This window comes from Pseudomaricurvus sp. ABR4_320, assembly GCF_056159445.1.
This window is the reverse complement of the sequence record NZ_JBSWVF010000007.1, coordinates 98,482-113,676: the sequence shown is the minus strand read 5'-3', so window position 1 is coordinate 113,676 and position 15,195 is coordinate 98,482. Positions and strand designations below refer to the sequence as shown.

Genomic DNA, 15,195 nt, shown 5'->3' with positions numbered 1-15,195 from the left:
ATTCATCAACGACGTTAACGATGACGCTCCATCATAGTAGGCACCCCATGCCAGCGGTATTTATAATTCTTTTGCCCAAGGAATGGAACTTTGAGCACCCGAACGCGTAACAGAGACCGCCGCCGCTCGCTGCGCAAGCTGGGCCGCCTCCACCAACGACCTTCCCCGATTCAGAGAGCTCACCAGATAACCGTTAAAGGTGTCCCCGGCGGCGGTAGTATCAACGGGTGTTACCGAGAACGCTGGCAATAATTCCCCGCCACCCTCACAGCTCAGCCAAACGCCTTGACTGCCTAAGGTAATGATTACCAATGGAATGCCCCGATCATGAAGTGCCTGGGCAGCCTTATTTGCGTCTCCAGGTTGAGCAACAGTAATTCCTGTGAGAATTTTCGCTTCGGTCTCATTTGGCGTGATGAGGTCGACATGACGCAAGAAGGAATCCGAGAGTGATTGAGCCGGAGCGGGATTTAACAGCACCTTGCCACCCGCCGCCCGCCAGCGTTCTACGGCAAATAGTAGGGGTGGCAGTGGCGTTTCCAAAGATACCACCAACCAATCGCCAGCCTGTGGTTCTTCTAAATGCGCCTCAACGATCGATTGAGACAGAGCAGCATTCGCGCCACTGGCGATCGCAATGGTATTTTCACCAGCGTCGTTAACCTGGATCATCGCCACCCCCGTTGTACAGCCCTCCACTCGAGTGATCGTCGAGATGTCGATGCCCTGCTGCTTATAGTCTTCTAACAACTGCAACCCGACGGCATCATCCCCAGCACAGGCAAGAAATCGACACGGAGCGCCGCTGCGAGCCACAGCAACGGCTTGATTTGCCCCCTTCCCCCCGGAAAACTGCTGATAGCCCTGCCCTGTCAGCGTTTCCCCAGGCAGAGGGAAATATGGAACACGGATGACATGGTCAACGTTGATACTACCGATCACCGTTATGGGTCGCACGGCTTCTTTCTCCTTTCAAGGCATTTTGAAAGGACGAATGTAGCAGAAGCTGCCTCTGTACATTTGGTTTTACACGCCCGATAACTGGTTCATATTACGAGCTCTGGCCACACAAACTAAGGTAACCCTCGTGTGACCACCGCCCAAAAACCATAAAATACCACGAACTCAAAGCGGGAATGAATGATCACTGCACGCCGCCAAAGCCGTCAACAAAGCCTATTGGATGAACCACCTTGCTCCTTTTGTGGAATCATCCTCTACACGTTAACGCACGTCACGATGACGGAGCTTTCAATTAATTAGCGTTGATAGAGAAGCACAGTCCTACCGGTTGCAGGATCCACTTGTGTCGTTAAACCTGACACATTTTTTAATCCTAAAATTACCGGTAATATTCCCAAATCCAAAGCACTCCCTCCCTTCACCTCTAACTTAATACGACAGACGGTGGTACGACAATCTTGATACACAATACTGGAATCATCCATACCAAATTGACTGAAACGTTCCTTGGCATGATCCAAATCGGCAGCAACCTGCTGCTCCCACGCAGTGTCGAAATCTTCGGTGGAATGACGTTCCTCCATGTCATTAAAGATTAGAGTTTGTTCAGAATTTGCCAAGATCTGTTCTTCGCTCATAGGAGCAACACCTGGCGATTCAAAATTTGCTTTTCGCAGAGATATTTGCAGATCTTCTAAAACTCTCTGCAGGTCCAGCAGCCTATCTTCCGTGATAGAAATTCGCTCATCAGACTGTCTAAGCGCCTGCGTCACATCCTGCAGGCGTCCGTTGACTTGCGCAAACTGAGGCTTGACTGGGTTATTCTCATCATCGAGTTCTGTAATATCAGCTTGTGAGCCCGAGCTCCTATGGCCACTTTGAATCTCCGGAATATTTACATAATGGTGAACCAAAAACCAACTGCTGAGTAATACTGTCAGCAGACTGGTTACCATCGTGAGGAAAATATGTTTCACCTTATAAATCTCCTCTAATTTTCCTGAATATACCGAACGCCGTATAGAATATCGTTATTATTCAGTACGCAATAAACATCGGCATATCCGGTCGATGGTTGTGTCGGGATTGAAATAGAAACACTCTTAGCCCCGGATCCACTAGACGCATAACCGTTATCCGTATAACTGGGGCCGCCATAGGCGTTTGATGTCTGCAATGAACAGAACGGATCAGCGCCTCCTGATACTGCGCGATATATACGAGCATACACTCTCAGAAGTGCTGATGAAGTGACTTCTTTTGTAAGTGGACATTTAACAATAGCCGTGCCACTTGCTCTAAGTCCGGCATCTGAATTCACCGTGCTTCCCAATTCGGTTTCGCAAGAACCTTGTGCAGAAATAGTCCAGTCTTCCGCATAGGATGCGATAGAAGCGAATGTTAGGACGGCAAGCAGAGAGGTTTTTATCATCGATAGTTTCATCTGAATTTCCTTCTTATTCACAAATGGTGTTAGTAGCGGAACCAACCCGACAGAAAGATAGTGCTCGTACCCCTTCGCTTGCGAAGTGAATTAAGTCACCCGGAAATTGTGAAAAAAACACTCCGCGAGATTATAAGATTAGAAATTTAAACGACAATATATAAGAGCCTTTACCTATCTCGCCAAAAAGCATTGAGAAATTCCTGTACCAACAATGCAGGTTTTTCATCGAATAGTGATATATCCCGCCCGAAGCACGATAGATTTAGAATGACCAACCATGTTATCTCGACAGCACACTCCATTTACTCTTACCTATAGCACTCGAGCCTCCCCAAATTGTCCGAGGGAAAAATCCTGACCAGGTAGTTTCTCAGCGCGCCTGTTTGAACTCTCATCCATCAACGAGCATCATTAATGCTGCGTCGATCAATAACTTGTGACTGTACGAAAACTGAATTAGGCCGACCACAAAGATAAGATGGCCTGCTGAAGATACTTATGTAGGAATTAACCTGACAACCTTGTCTGCGTCTCAGGAAAACAATCCTTATGGAATGCGACTAAGGAATACGGAGGTCCCCTTCTGGGCTGAAACCATCGAACTCCAATAGAATTCGTATTTATACGCCCTCAAACACTATTTGCTTTAGGATCCACAGAAGCAGGAGTTCTTTATATCGATTCTGATTTACGCGCCGAATAAGAATGGCAATCTAAGCTCGCCTTACAGCAACCTGACCGATTGGCGAAGCTTAAGGGGATATTGGGGTAATTTTAATCTAACTGGCGAAGGGGTTTTACTGTACCTACCAGCACAGGAGCCAAGGAAGTTTGTACGTTTCTTGGACTAAACGCGCCCAACGTGTTGATTTTTAACAACTCAGAGAGAAGCTCCAGAATTTCAATAAATCTAAATCAAACTCTTGAACAATATAACGTAGAAACTATAATACGCTCCTCTTCGGGATATAGCGCAGTCTGGTAGCGCACCGTGCTGGGGGCGCGGTGGTCGCAGGTTCGAATCCTGCTATCCCGACCACCTCTTCTCGCTCCAAACATAAACTGGCAAGATTCCTACCGAATGCGTCGGGTTTGTCAGTCTTAGCGTGTTTAAACTGTAAGCAGATGAAACACCTAGGGCAACCACAAAGCTAACCACAATTGAATAGCCTTAAATTCGACCACTCAGGGCTCGTTCAACATCTTTAACACGTCTTCCAATTCCGCAATCGTTTGCGAGATCAATTGAGCACATTGTGCGGCGTCCTGATGCGCCGATTCACCGCTCATCTGTTGGCGGGCACCGCCAATCGTAAAGCCCTGTTCATACAATAAAGAACGAATCTGGCGAATCGTGAGGACATCTTGACGTTGATAATAGCGACGATTGCCGCGGCGCTTGACGGGGGCTAGCTGAGGGAATTCCTGCTCCCAGTAACGAAGGACATGGGGTTTAACCGCACAGAGAACGCTGACTTCGCCTATGGTGAAGTAACGCTTTCCGGGGATTGCCGGCAATTCATGATTGCTGCTCGGTTCCAGCATAGTTTTCGACTTTGGCCTTCAACTTTTGTCCGGGTCGAAACGTCACCACTCGCCGGGCGGAAATCGGGATTTCCTCACCGGTTTTTGGATTTCTACCCGGACGCTGGGTTTTGTCCCGCAAATCAAAATTACCAAAGCCAGAAAGTTTGACGTTCTCGTTGCCTTCCAGGGAGGCACGGATCTCTTCGAAAAACAGCTCTACCAGTTCTTTGGCTTCACGCTTGTTAAAGCCTAATTCCTCGTAGAGCATTTCTGCGAGATCCGCCTTGGTTAATGCCGTCATCGAGCCGCCTCTTTCACCCTAGCGCAGGGATGCTTTGAACGTTCCCTCCAAAGTCGCGACGATTTGATCAATGGAGGCATTGATTTCTTCTTCTTTAAGAGTGCGTGAAGGATGTTGATACGTCAAGCCCAGCGCAACACTTTTTCTATGTGGATCAATGCCTTTGCCCATATAAACGTCAAAGATCTTTAAGTTTGTGAGGCTATCTCCTGCTGAATTTTTAACCGATTTAAGGAGCGCATCTGCACTGACTTCCTGATCCACAACCACAGCCAGATCCCGGCGTACCTCCGGAAATTTGGACAATGGAGAAAACTTAGGAACCGCACGAGTCAGCATCGCAGACTGCGATACCTCAAAGACGAAAACTCGACCAGGAATATCCAGACGCTGCTGCAACTTGGGATGCAATGCTCCCAGTACGCCCACTGACTGCCCCTCACGGAGAATCTGCGCACACTGACCTGGATGCATCGCTGAATGCTCACCCGGGATAAATTCGAAGGCTTCTTCGACACCTAAAGAGGCAAGAAGACACTCAAAATCCCCTTTCAGATCGAAGAAATCAACCGACACACTCTTTACCGACCAAGATTCACCCAGACGTGAACCGTAAATCAACCCGGCGAGCATTGGCTCCTGCACACAGTCGCGAACACCATCGGCCCCAGCAGCAAAGCGCCGACCACATTCAAACAGGCGGACGCGCGTCTGCTGCCGATTGAGGTTATACACCAACGTATTCACCAGCCCCGGCAAGAGAGAGCCTCGCATAACGCCAAGTTCGGCACTGATAGGATTCTGCAATGGCATTGCTGTTTTGGGGTCACTGAAATTGGCATTCAGCCCCTCAGACACAAAACTGTACGTTATCGCTTCTTGATAACCGGCGCTGACTAAATGATCTCGCACCTGATCAAGATTCACCTCAGCTTCAGAGCGTTTACTGATCGCCAAATCGCCTCGCAGAGAAATGGTCGGTAAGCGGTTATAACCATAGACCCGAGCTATTTCCTCTAACAAATCCTCTTCGATGGCCAAATCGAAACGCCAACTTGGGATCTCGAAAACCCAACCGCCTTCGACCACGTCCAGCAAACGTAAGCCAAGGCGCTGGAGAATATCTTCGATCTCATCCGCCGCTAGCGAAATGCCCAACCCGGATTCGATTCTTAACTGGCGTAAGCGGATCGTCGCCGCGCCAGGCAAAGTATCGTTAGTTGCCTCCACAATCGGACCGGCTTGACCGCCACAGATCTCGATAAGCAGTTGTGTAGCACGCTCTATCGCATCCCGTTGCAACTGCGGATCAACACCCCGCTCATAACGATGGGACGCATCTGTGTGCAGTCCGTAGCTACGTGCGCGCCCAGCAATGGCCAGTGGGCTGAAATATGCACTTTCCAAAAAGACATTACGGGTTGAGTCGGTAACGGAGCTCGGTTTTCCACCCATAATTCCGGCCATCGCCAATGGCCCCTGAGAATCCGTGATGAGCAAGGTGTCTTCGGAGAGCTCTACGGTTCTAGCATCAAGAAGCTCCAGAGATTCGCCCGGCGCGGCTAACCGCACGCGGATATTTCCCTGCAGTTTATCCTGATCGAAGGCATGAAGCGGCTGCCCCAGCTCCAACAACACATAGTTGGTAACGTCCACCACTGCGTCGATACTGCGAGAACCCGCCCGCCGCAATCGTTCCTGCAACCATAAAGGTGAAGGAGCGGAGACATCAATGCCTTCGATAACGCGCCCGAGATATCGAGAACAGGCGTCACCGGCCTCGAGAGAAACCTCTCGAACTGTCTCAATTGTTCCAGCTACTGCCTTAATGTCTGGCTGAGTCACGTCGAGTCGATTAAGCACCCCCACTTCCCGTGCAATGCCTTTTATTGACAGGCAATCACCACGGTTGGGCGTCAGATCAACCTCAGTCGTACAATCGTTGAGCTGTAAAAACTCACGCAGATCCAGACCAACGGTTGCCTCCGAAGATAATTCCCACAAACCACTCGCATCGTCACCCAACTGCAATTCTGTCTGGGCGCACAACATGCCGAAACTCTCAACGCCCCGCAGCTTGGCTTTACGAATTTTAAAGGGCTTGCCATCTTCACCTGGAGGCAATTCTGCACCGACGGTCGCAAAAGGAACCTTGATGCCGACTCGGGCATTGGGAGCGCCACAAACCACCTGAGCCGGCTCAGCGCCATTTCCTGCCACCAGACACACTCGCAATTTGTCTGCATCCGGATGTTGCTCACAAGCGATTATTTCACCAACAACGACACCACTGAACGCCGCCGCAACCGGCTCTATGGAATCGACCTCGAGCCCCGCCATGGTAATTTGATCGGCCAGTTCTGCCGCGGTTAGAGAGGGATTGACCCACTCCCTCAACCAGCTGTCACTTACTTTCATCGTCTTACTATCTGCCTTTTACATTCTGTGTCGTCACTCGCCGCCTCATTGGCAGCGAATCTAAAATTGATCGAGGAAGCGCAAGTCGTTTTCAAAAAACATACGCAAATCGTTTACGCCGTAACGCAACATGGCCATCCTCTCAACCCCAAGACCAAAGGCAAAGCCCGTAAACTCTTGTGAATCAATCCCGGAAGATTCAAACACTTTCGGGTGAACCATGCCGCAACCCATAATTTCGATCCAGCCGGTACCACCACAGACCCGGCAGCCATCACCGCCACAATTGGTACACTGAATATCGACTTCCGCAGAAGGCTCTGTAAACGGGAAATAGGAAGGACGGAAGCGTACTGGCACATCGGCTTCAAAAAACGCCTTTAAAAATTGATCTAACGTGCCCCGCAAATGCGCAAAACTGATACCTCGATCAACCACCAAGCCTTCAATTTGATGAAACATCGGAGTATGAGTCAAATCACTGTCACAGCGATAAACTCGACCGGGACAGATGATACGCAGAGGCGGCTCTTGGTTCTCCATGCTGCGCACCTGCACTGTGGACGTATGGGTTCGCAACACATAATTGATTGCATGGCCAATACCCTCTCCCATATAAAAGGTGTCATGCATGGCTCTCGCCGGATGATGGGGAGGAATATTCAGGGCTTCAAAATTGTGATAATCATCTTCAATTTCAGGGCCTTCTTCGACCGTATAGCCAGCTTTCGTAAAGAATTCAGAAATACGTCTGATAGTGCGAGTAACCGGGTGCAAACCTCCCGATGACTGGGAGCGTCCCGGCAGAGTGACATCCACCGCTTCGGCAGCCAAAGAGGCATTGATCGCTGCGGTTTCAAGTTGTTCTTTGCGCTGGTTAAGGGCGTCTTGAACCAACTGCTTGGCTTCGTTGATCTTCGCTCCGGCCGCGGGTCGTTCTTCTGCGCTCAGCTTACCTAGCCCCTTCAATAAGCCAGTGAGCTGGCCTTTCTTACCCAGATATTCAACTCGCACAGTGTCCAGGGTGGAGAGATCTTCGGAAGCAGCGACTTTGGTGAGAGCTTCATCGCGCAGGCTGATTAGGTTTTCCATATTCAACGGGAATCTTTGATTTGCTGGATTTTTCCAAAAAAAAAGGAGGAGCCTTGCAGCTCCTCCCTCTCTATTTCACGCACTAAGACGGTGAACCGTCTCAGGCAAGAGCTGCTTTCGCCTGACCGACAACCGCAGCAAAGGCAGCTTTATCGTGTACAGCGAGATCCGCCAATACGCGACGGTCCAACTCGATACCCGCTTTTTTCAAGCCCGCAATAAGGCGACTGTATGTCATGCCTTCGTTACGAGATTGAGCATTGATACGAGTGATCCATAGCGCGCGAAAGTTGCGTTTTTTGACGCGACGGTCGCGATATGCGTACTGACCAGCTTTGATAACGGCTTGTTTGGCAACACGGAAAACACGTGAACGCGCTCCGTAGTAACCTTTAGCCTGCTTGAGAATTTTCTTGTGACGACGACGCGCCTCGACTCCACGTTTTACACGAGCCATGATTATATCCTTTCGCTAAATAGGTGACTGATAAAGGCCTAATTACTTGGCCCGAAGCATACGATCGACTGCTGGAACATCTGCCGCATTCAGCAGGTTCGTTCCACGCAATTGACGCTTACGCTTGGTGGTCATCTTGGTCAGGATATGGCTCTTAAAAGCGTGCTTGTGCTTGTAACCGGAGCCGGTTTTTTTGAAGCGCTTGGCCGCGCCACTGTGTACTTTAGCTTTTGGCATGAGAAGTTCTCTATGTAAATGTTAATAACAGAACCGAAATACCGAAGAATCATTGATCCTCGGCAAACGGCTTTCTCGGAAATCAACTAGGCAGCTAAAAGCCCGCTCATTTCCTCTTTTTGGGAGCAATCACCATCAACAGCTGACGGCCCTCCATTTTCGGGTACTGCTCAACAGTCCCGAGCTCAGCAAGGTCGGTTTCGATACGTTTCATCATATCCATCCCGAGCTCCTGGTGAGCCATTTCCCGGCCTCGATATCTTAGCGAAATCTTAACCTTATCGCCCTCTTCCAAGAACTTCGAAAGATTGCGAAGTTTAATTTTGTAATCGCCGATATCGGTTCCAGGCCGGAATTTCATCTCTTTGATCTGCTGCTGCCGCTGCTTTTTGCGGGCGGCGGCGCGAGTTTTTTTCAGATCAAATAAATGCTTTCCATAGTCCATGACCTTGCATACTGCAGGGCTCGCGTCACCAGCCATCTGTACAAGGTCCAACCCCGCTTCTTGAGCCTGAGCTAGAGCATCTTCCAAAGATACGATGCCGACTTGTGCTCCATCTGCCCCGATCAACCTGACTTTATCCTCGCGAATCTGGTCATTAATCGGTGGTTTTTTGGACTTGCCCTGCGAATTGTCTGAACTGCTAATAGTTATCTCCTAAACTTTGACACGGCGCCTCTGCCGGGCCTACAACGACGAGCGGCCGCGACGCAATACGTCAGCGGCCAAAAATTCGGCAAACGCCTCAACACTCATCGAACCTAAATCGTCACCAGTGCGAGTCCGCACGCTGACGCTTTGCGACTCCTTCTCACGATCACCAACGGTGAGCAGATAAGGAACCTTTTGAATGGTATGTTCGCGAATTTTAAATCCGATTTTCTCATTTCTCAAGTCAGAAATGACCCGAAACCCCTTATCAGACAGGGTTTTTCGAACTTCGGCCACAAAGTCCGCCTGTGCATCAGTGATATTCATCACCACCGCCTGCTCCGGCGCCAACCATGCGGGAAATGCGCCCTCATAGTTCTCGATCAATATGCCGATAAAACGCTCAAATGACCCAAGGATAGCACGATGCAGCATCACGGGCGTTTTGCGCTCCCCATCTTCATCGACGTATTGCGCGCCAAGACGCCCAGGCATGGAGAAATCCACCTGAATGGTGCCACATTGCCAAATGCGTCCAAGGCAATCTTTCAGACTGAATTCGATCTTAGGGCCGTAGAACGCCCCTTCCCCAGGGAGATATTCGAACGCCAAATTCTTGTAATCCAGAGCTTCAGCCAGGGCTGTTTCAGCCTTATCCCAGATTTCATCACTTCCCACCCGCTGCTCTGGGCGCGTGGATAAACGGATAATCACTTCTTCAAACCCAAAATCCGCATAAACCTGATAGAGCAAATCCGTAAAAACCGAGACTTCATCACGAATTGCCGACTCAGCACAGAAAATATGCGCATCGTCCTGGGTAAAGGCCCTCACACGCATCAATCCCTGGAGAGTTCCGGATGCTTCATTGCGGTGGCAGGAGCCAAATTCAGCGAGCCTCAATGGCAGATCCCGATAGCTCTTTAACCCTTGATTAAAGACTTGGATATGACAGGGGCAATTCATGGGTTTCACCGCGAAATCCCGGGATTCCGACTCGACGGTAAACATGCCATCGCGGAATTTGTCCCAGTGACCCGACTTCTCCCACAAGGAACGATCCACCACTTGCGGCGTGTTAATCTCCTGATAGCCATTGTCTCGCTGAACACGACGCATATATTCTTCGACAACGGTGTAGATGGTCCACCCCTTGGGATGCCAAAACACCATCCCCGGCGCCTCTTCCTGCAAATGAAATAAGTCGTGCTTTTTACCCAACTTGCGATGATCGCGCTTGACAGCCTCTTCCAGGAATCGCAAGTGAGCTTTGAGCTGCTTTTTATCAGCAAATGCGACACCGTAGATGCGCTGCAACATCTTATTGTTGGAGTCACCCCGCCAGAAAGCGCCATTAACTGCCATCAACTTGAAGTAATGACAGAATTTCATGTTCGGCACATGAGGCCCGCGACACATATCGACGTATTCTTCGTGAAAATAAAGCCCCGGGCGATCGTCCCTAGCGATATCTCGCTCTAAAATTTCGAGCTTGTAGGTTTCATCACGCTCCGCAAATACGTCTCTGGCCTCGTCCCAGCTGACTGTTTTTTTAACGACCTCATAGTTGGTTTTTGCCAACTCCAACATCCTGGCTTCAAGCGCACGCACGTCTTCTTCTGTGAGCTTGTGCTCCAGATCGACATCGTAATAAAAACCGTTTTCAATGGTTGGGCCAATGGCCATTTTGACATCTGGCCAGAGCTGCTTGATCGCATGACCAAGCAAATGCGCACAGGAATGTCGGATAATTTCGAGTCCGTCTTCATCTCGGGCGGTGAATATAACCAACTCGGAATCTTCAGTAATCAGGTCTGACGCATCGCGTCGCTGACCATTTACGCGTCCGCCGAGCGTTGCTCCCGCAAGACCGGGACCGATGTCTTTGGCGACATCCATAATAGAAACGGCGGAATCGTAGGAACGCTGAGTTCCATCAGGCAGGGTGATGACAGGCATAGTATGCTCCTTATTCAGTGGTGACCCCTACGCCGGGCCACATGAGAAAAAAAGGCGGCAATTATAAATAGAGGAATAACGCGCTGACCAGCACTTTAGGACTGTTCAAAAAAATGAGAGCAAACGGTTTAAAATTCAACCTAAATTAGGTCGCCGCACTGAATTGACGCTCGACCCAATCGATAACCTTTCCATAGCGCTCAGGTAACTGTCCGCGCAACTGCTCTAAGGCGGTCAGCAAATAAGCGTTGCCACTATGGGTAAAGGTAATATGGCCAACCTTGCGCCCCTCTCGCACGGATTTACCATACCAATAAGGCTCAGCCCCTGGAATGGCCCACCAACGCGCATCCCGCGGCGTTCCCAGCAAGTTGATCATGACATTCAACCCCTTCACCTGGGGTTGCGCCAGAGGGATATCTGCAATTGCGCGTATATGGCTTTCGAATTGACTCACACTGGCGCCCGCCTGCGTCCAATGAGCCGTATTATGAACTCGCGGGGCAAGCTCATTGACGATCAACTCATCGCCAACCCGAAAACACTCCATCGCCATAACACCGACATAGTCCAGGCTTTCCAGCAGGCGCCCCAACATGGTTTCGGCTTGAGACTGCAATTTAGACAGCCGCTGAAGAGGAGCAATTGACGCTGTTAAGACCCCATCGACTTGCAGCGTTAACGTCAGAGGGTAAAAAACCATTTGCCCCTGGCGCGAGCGGACGCCAACAATGGCCATCTCCTCATCAAAATCAATCGCCTGCTCAACAATGGCGCGACCTTTCCAGTGTTCGCCGACTTCTGACGACTCCCCTTCTTTTAACCAGCACTGACCTCGGCCATCATAACCACCACAACGCTGCTTCATCAGCGCTTTCGGCCCTAACGCGCGAAAAATATCGTCGAGAGACGTATCCGCTTCCACATTAAGCCAAGGCGATGTTTTTAGATTTAGAGAATCAAGTAACTGTTTCTGGGTATATCGATCTGCAAGACGGCCAAACACATCAAGATTGACAAAATTGGGGTGTGCTGCAAGACGCTTAGTGACGGGGGTCTCTGGCCACTGCTCACGCTCAGCGGTTACCTGATCATCAGACTGCAACTGCGGCAGCTGCTCAGATTCGATATCCACAGGCACCACATCAACAGCCAGCGGCATAGAGGCGTGCTTTAACATAGCGCCTAACTGCCCGTGCCCTAACACCCAAATCTTGCTCATTGCACTGCTCCCCGAAAGCTCGTCGATTTACGCCCGAGGGTCGGGGTTACTCAACACAGCTTCTGTTTGCGTGGTCCGAAATTCGTCAATTCTCGCGGCTAAATCAGCATCGGTTATGGCCAATATTTGAGCCGCCATTAAACCGGCATTGAACGCACCGGCACCACCGATCGCAAAGGTGCCAACACCGATGCCTCTCGGCATTTGTACAATCGAGAGCAGACTGTCCTGCCCGCTGAGCGCTTTACTTTGAACAGGAACACCCAACACCGGCAACCGTGTTTTCGACGCTAACATTCCAGGCAAGTGGGCAGCGCCCCCAGCACCAGCAACAATAACCTGGTATCCATTCTCGGCTGCAGATTGCGCAAAAGCGATCATCTTATCAGGGGTTCGATGGGCCGATACGACCTCGACGTGATAATCCACACCCAGCCTATCGAGGATATCTGCAGCCTCTGTCATGGTGGGCCAATCACTTTTGGAACCCATCAGAATTGCAACTTTTGCCGGCATCAGCACTTGCCTCCGCTTCGATAAATCGTTATCACCGCATATGAAACGAAAAAACCCGCTATAAGAGCGGGTCCTGCGGCACAGCACGCCATATGTGCTGCTGCTTAATCACCACCAATAAACGGCAGTAACATGAAATTGGTAGGACTACCCAGACTCGAACTGGGGACCTCTACCATGTCAAGGTAGCGCTCTAACCAACTGAGCTATAGTCCTGCTTCGACGGAAAGCATTAGCCCTCCCGAAAAAGAGCGCGTAATCTACCAGCAGACTTTCAAGTTGACAACCTTTTTTCTTAATTTGATTCGTTTTTGCCTTTAGGCCTGACTTAAAACACAATGCCCGCCACTCCAGACATAAAACAACCACCGACCAAACGTTTCGCCAATACATCGTGACTACCCGAAAAATCATCATTACCGGCGGCCGAGGTATCATCGCCCAAGCCCTGACAAAAACATTAAAAGCCGCGGGATATGACACCAAAAGTCTCACCAGAACATCGACAAACGGCCCCGAAATACCTGGACTCATTCCCGTAGACTACCAAAACATTCCGCAGCTCGAGAATACCCTGAAGGGCGCCGACCTTGTTATTCATTGCGCCGGCGCCGCTCACGAGACTGCGACAAGCCTCGAACTTGACAGCTTTAGAAAAGCCAACGTCGACACGACCAAGAACCTCGCCACCGTCAGCCGCCACACCTCGATAAAACACTTTGTTTATCTGAGCAGCATCAAAGCGATGGGAGAATCGACGGATGCCCACCCATTCACAGCCGACAGCCCAGCGAGACCTACGACAGACTATGGAATATCCAAACACGAAGCCGAAATTGCTCTCGCAGACATACTGAGCAAAGATGAATCAGTCGTCCACGGTGTTAGCTGGACGATTTTACGACTGCCTTTGGTGCTGAGCCCCCAGGCGAGCGGCAATGCTGCCCTGCTGAAAAAGCTCATTCGTCGCGGACTGCCCCTCCCGTTTGGCAGCGTCCGCAATCGGCGCAGTGTTTTACTGCTGGACGACCTTTGCACCTACTTTCAACGACTCTGCGCATCCCCACCAAGCAGCAATCAAACCCTCCTACCGTATTCAGCAACCTTATCGACGGCGGAAATGACCAAGCTGATCGGACAATGGGCTCAACGATCACCTCGAATCATCTCTCTACCTGAGAACATTTTGAAACGAACCGCCGCACTCCTCGGGCGAAGAGAGATGGCTGAAAAATTATTTGGCAACCTGGAAATCCAAGGCCCGACAATAGACCAACTAAGCGCCACCCATGATATCAACACTTGAGTATTCGGTGATCCTCACCGCGTCATTTATCGCGAGCTATGGACTTACCAACTTATACAGAACCTACGCATTGCGGCGCGGCGTAATCGACACACCGAACAGCCGCAGCTCTCACAAGATACCGACCCCCAGAGGCGGCGGAATCTCAATTATCTTTTGCTGGATGGCTCTGTGTATTTTTGCGTTTGCAGCGAACGTCATTGACGCAACGTTTCTCGTTCCGGTGATGACTGGAGGGCTCGCAACCGCAGCCATCGGCTTTCTTGATGACCATATAGACATATCCAGCAAAATCCGTTTTTGCGTGCATTTAGCCAGCTCGATCATCGCTGTACTGAGCCTCGACCAGCTGCCGTCCTTACCTTTAGCCGTGTTCGGAGCATTGCCTGTCGTCATTTTAACGCCCTTGCTGGTCCTGTTTTTTGCCTGGATGATCAATCTCTACAACTTTATGGATGGTATTGATGGCATAGCAGGCGGCGAAGCGCTTTCTGTGCTTCTTGCGGCTGCCATACTGCTCTCTGGTGACAGTAAAACCACGAGCTTGGCTCTACTTGCATTAACTCCGAGCCTAATTGGCTTTTTGCTCTGGAACAAAAGCCCTGCCAAAATTTTTATGGGCGACGGGGCCAGCGGCTTTATTGGCTTTTTTCTAGCACTGTGCGCCGCCTACACGGCAAGCAACACAGCATTAAATAGCTGGTGCTGGTTAATTCTGCTAGGAGCTTTTATTGTCGACGCCAGCTGGACCCTATTCACGCGAATACTGACCCGCCAACCATGGCATCAACCCCACCGTAGCCACAGTTACCAAATTCTCTCCAGAAACTGGCAATCTCACATGGGTGTTACGGGCGCAATCATCGCGGTCAATCTAGTTTGGCTGACGCCCCTCGCCTTCCTGGCCATGACCTACCCCGTTTTTGGGCCGGCACTTTTGCTTGTCGCGTGGGGACCACTTATTGCGATCTGCTTTTTTCTCAAAGCCGGCCAACCAGAACAATGATCATTCAGTGAACAGAGATTTTTACCTGCAAAATCAAATGTTTATTTTTTTAGAATTGTTTCGCATCAACGCTTGACGACCCTAAAATCGGT

15 protein-coding genes and 2 tRNA genes are annotated in these 15,195 nt (G+C 50.2%); 3 read left to right on the top strand and 14 right to left on the bottom strand.

Annotation, left to right across the window (positions count from 1 at the left end; genetic code table 11):
- Window positions 1–60 precede the first annotated feature (60 nt).
- From rbsK to ACXAFR_RS15705, 3 genes are all read right to left on the bottom strand, one after another.
- Window positions 61–957, bottom strand: coding sequence for a ribokinase (rbsK, locus tag ACXAFR_RS15715; RefSeq protein WP_475178562.1), 897 nt, complete (start codon window positions 955–957; stop codon window positions 61–63).
- 302 nt (window positions 958–1,259) lie between these two features.
- A complete protein-coding gene (locus ACXAFR_RS15710) occupies window positions 1,260–1,940 on the bottom strand; it encodes a hypothetical protein (RefSeq protein ID WP_475178560.1) in 681 nt (226 codons plus the stop codon).
- A gap of 14 nt (window positions 1,941–1,954) precedes the next feature.
- Complete coding sequence (locus ACXAFR_RS15705; protein ID WP_475178559.1) at window positions 1,955–2,407, bottom strand: hypothetical protein; 453 nt, start codon at window positions 2,405–2,407, stop codon at window positions 1,955–1,957.
- A 965-nt stretch (window positions 2,408–3,372) separates the two neighbouring features.
- Between ACXAFR_RS15705 and ACXAFR_RS15700 the strand changes: the two genes are divergently transcribed.
- A tRNA-Pro gene (locus ACXAFR_RS15700) sits at window positions 3,373–3,449 on the top strand.
- 146 nt (window positions 3,450–3,595) lie between these two features.
- On the opposite strand, the gene ACXAFR_RS15695 is transcribed toward ACXAFR_RS15700, so the two are convergent.
- From ACXAFR_RS15695 to ACXAFR_RS15645, 11 genes are all read right to left on the bottom strand, one after another.
- Window positions 3,596–3,955, bottom strand: a complete 360-nt coding sequence (locus ACXAFR_RS15695) for a MerR family transcriptional regulator (protein ID WP_475178558.1) — start codon at window positions 3,953–3,955, stop codon at window positions 3,596–3,598.
- On the bottom strand, window positions 3,930–4,238 hold the full coding sequence (gene ihfA, locus ACXAFR_RS15690) for an integration host factor subunit alpha (RefSeq protein WP_475178557.1): 309 nt from the start codon (window positions 4,236–4,238) through the stop codon (window positions 3,930–3,932). Before ihfA ends, ACXAFR_RS15695 begins: the two co-directional genes overlap by 26 nt.
- 18 nt (window positions 4,239–4,256) lie before the next feature.
- Window positions 4,257–6,656, bottom strand: coding sequence for a phenylalanine--tRNA ligase subunit beta (gene pheT, locus ACXAFR_RS15685; protein ID WP_475178555.1), 2,400 nt, complete (start codon window positions 6,654–6,656; stop codon window positions 4,257–4,259).
- A gap of 60 nt (window positions 6,657–6,716) precedes the next feature.
- Entirely contained in the window at window positions 6,717–7,748 is a 1,032-nt protein-coding gene (gene pheS / locus ACXAFR_RS15680; protein ID WP_475178554.1) for a phenylalanine--tRNA ligase subunit alpha, read from the bottom strand.
- A gap of 100 nt (window positions 7,749–7,848) precedes the next feature.
- Window positions 7,849–8,205, bottom strand: a complete 357-nt coding sequence (rplT, locus tag ACXAFR_RS15675) for a 50S ribosomal protein L20 (RefSeq protein WP_475178552.1) — start codon at window positions 8,203–8,205, stop codon at window positions 7,849–7,851.
- A 42-nt stretch (window positions 8,206–8,247) separates the two neighbouring features.
- A complete protein-coding gene (gene rpmI / locus ACXAFR_RS15670; RefSeq protein WP_475178551.1) occupies window positions 8,248–8,442 on the bottom strand; it encodes a 50S ribosomal protein L35 in 195 nt (64 codons plus the stop codon).
- A gap of 106 nt (window positions 8,443–8,548) precedes the next feature.
- Window positions 8,549–9,091, bottom strand: coding sequence for a translation initiation factor IF-3 (infC, locus tag ACXAFR_RS15665; protein WP_475178737.1), 543 nt, complete (start codon window positions 9,089–9,091; stop codon window positions 8,549–8,551).
- Between the two features lie 39 nt (window positions 9,092–9,130).
- Window positions 9,131–11,053, bottom strand: a complete 1,923-nt coding sequence (gene thrS / locus ACXAFR_RS15660) for a threonine--tRNA ligase (RefSeq protein WP_475178549.1) — start codon at window positions 11,051–11,053, stop codon at window positions 9,131–9,133.
- Window positions 11,054–11,198: 145 nt separating this feature from the next.
- On the bottom strand, window positions 11,199–12,275 hold the full coding sequence (gene purK / locus ACXAFR_RS15655; RefSeq protein ID WP_475178548.1) for a 5-(carboxyamino)imidazole ribonucleotide synthase: 1,077 nt from the start codon (window positions 12,273–12,275) through the stop codon (window positions 11,199–11,201).
- A 27-nt stretch (window positions 12,276–12,302) separates the two neighbouring features.
- On the bottom strand, window positions 12,303–12,791 hold the full coding sequence (purE, locus tag ACXAFR_RS15650; protein ID WP_475178547.1) for a 5-(carboxyamino)imidazole ribonucleotide mutase: 489 nt from the start codon (window positions 12,789–12,791) through the stop codon (window positions 12,303–12,305).
- A gap of 139 nt (window positions 12,792–12,930) precedes the next feature.
- Window positions 12,931–13,007, bottom strand: a tRNA-Val gene (locus ACXAFR_RS15645).
- A 178-nt stretch (window positions 13,008–13,185) separates the two neighbouring features.
- Here ACXAFR_RS15645 and ACXAFR_RS15640 point away from each other — a divergent pair.
- Complete coding sequence (locus ACXAFR_RS15640) at window positions 13,186–14,097, top strand: NAD-dependent epimerase/dehydratase family protein (protein WP_475178545.1); 912 nt, start codon at window positions 13,186–13,188, stop codon at window positions 14,095–14,097.
- Complete coding sequence (locus ACXAFR_RS15635) at window positions 14,081–15,103, top strand: MraY family glycosyltransferase (RefSeq protein ID WP_475178544.1); 1,023 nt, start codon at window positions 14,081–14,083, stop codon at window positions 15,101–15,103. Before ACXAFR_RS15640 ends, ACXAFR_RS15635 begins: the two co-directional genes overlap by 17 nt.
- Window positions 15,104–15,195: the final 92 nt, after the last annotated feature.

Bases quoted from the DNA above. Each gene is read 5' to 3' on its own strand.
- ACXAFR_RS15705 (WP_475178559.1), bottom strand. From the start codon at position 2,407: ATGAAACTATCGATGATAAAAACCTCTCTGCTTGCCGTCCTAACATTC.
- ACXAFR_RS15695 (WP_475178558.1), bottom strand. From the start codon at position 3,955: ATGCTGGAACCGAGCAGCAATCATGAATTGCCGGCAATCCCCGGAAAG.
- ihfA (WP_475178557.1), bottom strand. From the start codon at position 4,238: ATGACGGCATTAACCAAGGCGGATCTCGCAGAAATGCTCTACGAGGAA.
- pheT (WP_475178555.1), bottom strand. From the start codon at position 6,656: ATGAAAGTAAGTGACAGCTGGTTGAGGGAGTGGGTCAATCCCTCTCTA.
- pheS (WP_475178554.1), bottom strand. From the start codon at position 7,748: ATGGAAAACCTAATCAGCCTGCGCGATGAAGCTCTCACCAAAGTCGCT.
- rplT (WP_475178552.1), bottom strand. From the start codon at position 8,205: ATGGCTCGTGTAAAACGTGGAGTCGAGGCGCGTCGTCGTCACAAGAAA.
- rpmI (WP_475178551.1), bottom strand. From the start codon at position 8,442: ATGCCAAAAGCTAAAGTACACAGTGGCGCGGCCAAGCGCTTCAAAAAA.
- thrS (WP_475178549.1), bottom strand. From the start codon at position 11,053: ATGCCTGTCATCACCCTGCCTGATGGAACTCAGCGTTCCTACGATTCC.
- purK (WP_475178548.1), bottom strand. From the start codon at position 12,275: ATGAGCAAGATTTGGGTGTTAGGGCACGGGCAGTTAGGCGCTATGTTA.
- purE (WP_475178547.1), bottom strand. From the start codon at position 12,791: ATGCCGGCAAAAGTTGCAATTCTGATGGGTTCCAAAAGTGATTGGCCC.
- ACXAFR_RS15635 (WP_475178544.1), top strand. From the start codon at position 14,081: ATGATATCAACACTTGAGTATTCGGTGATCCTCACCGCGTCATTTATC.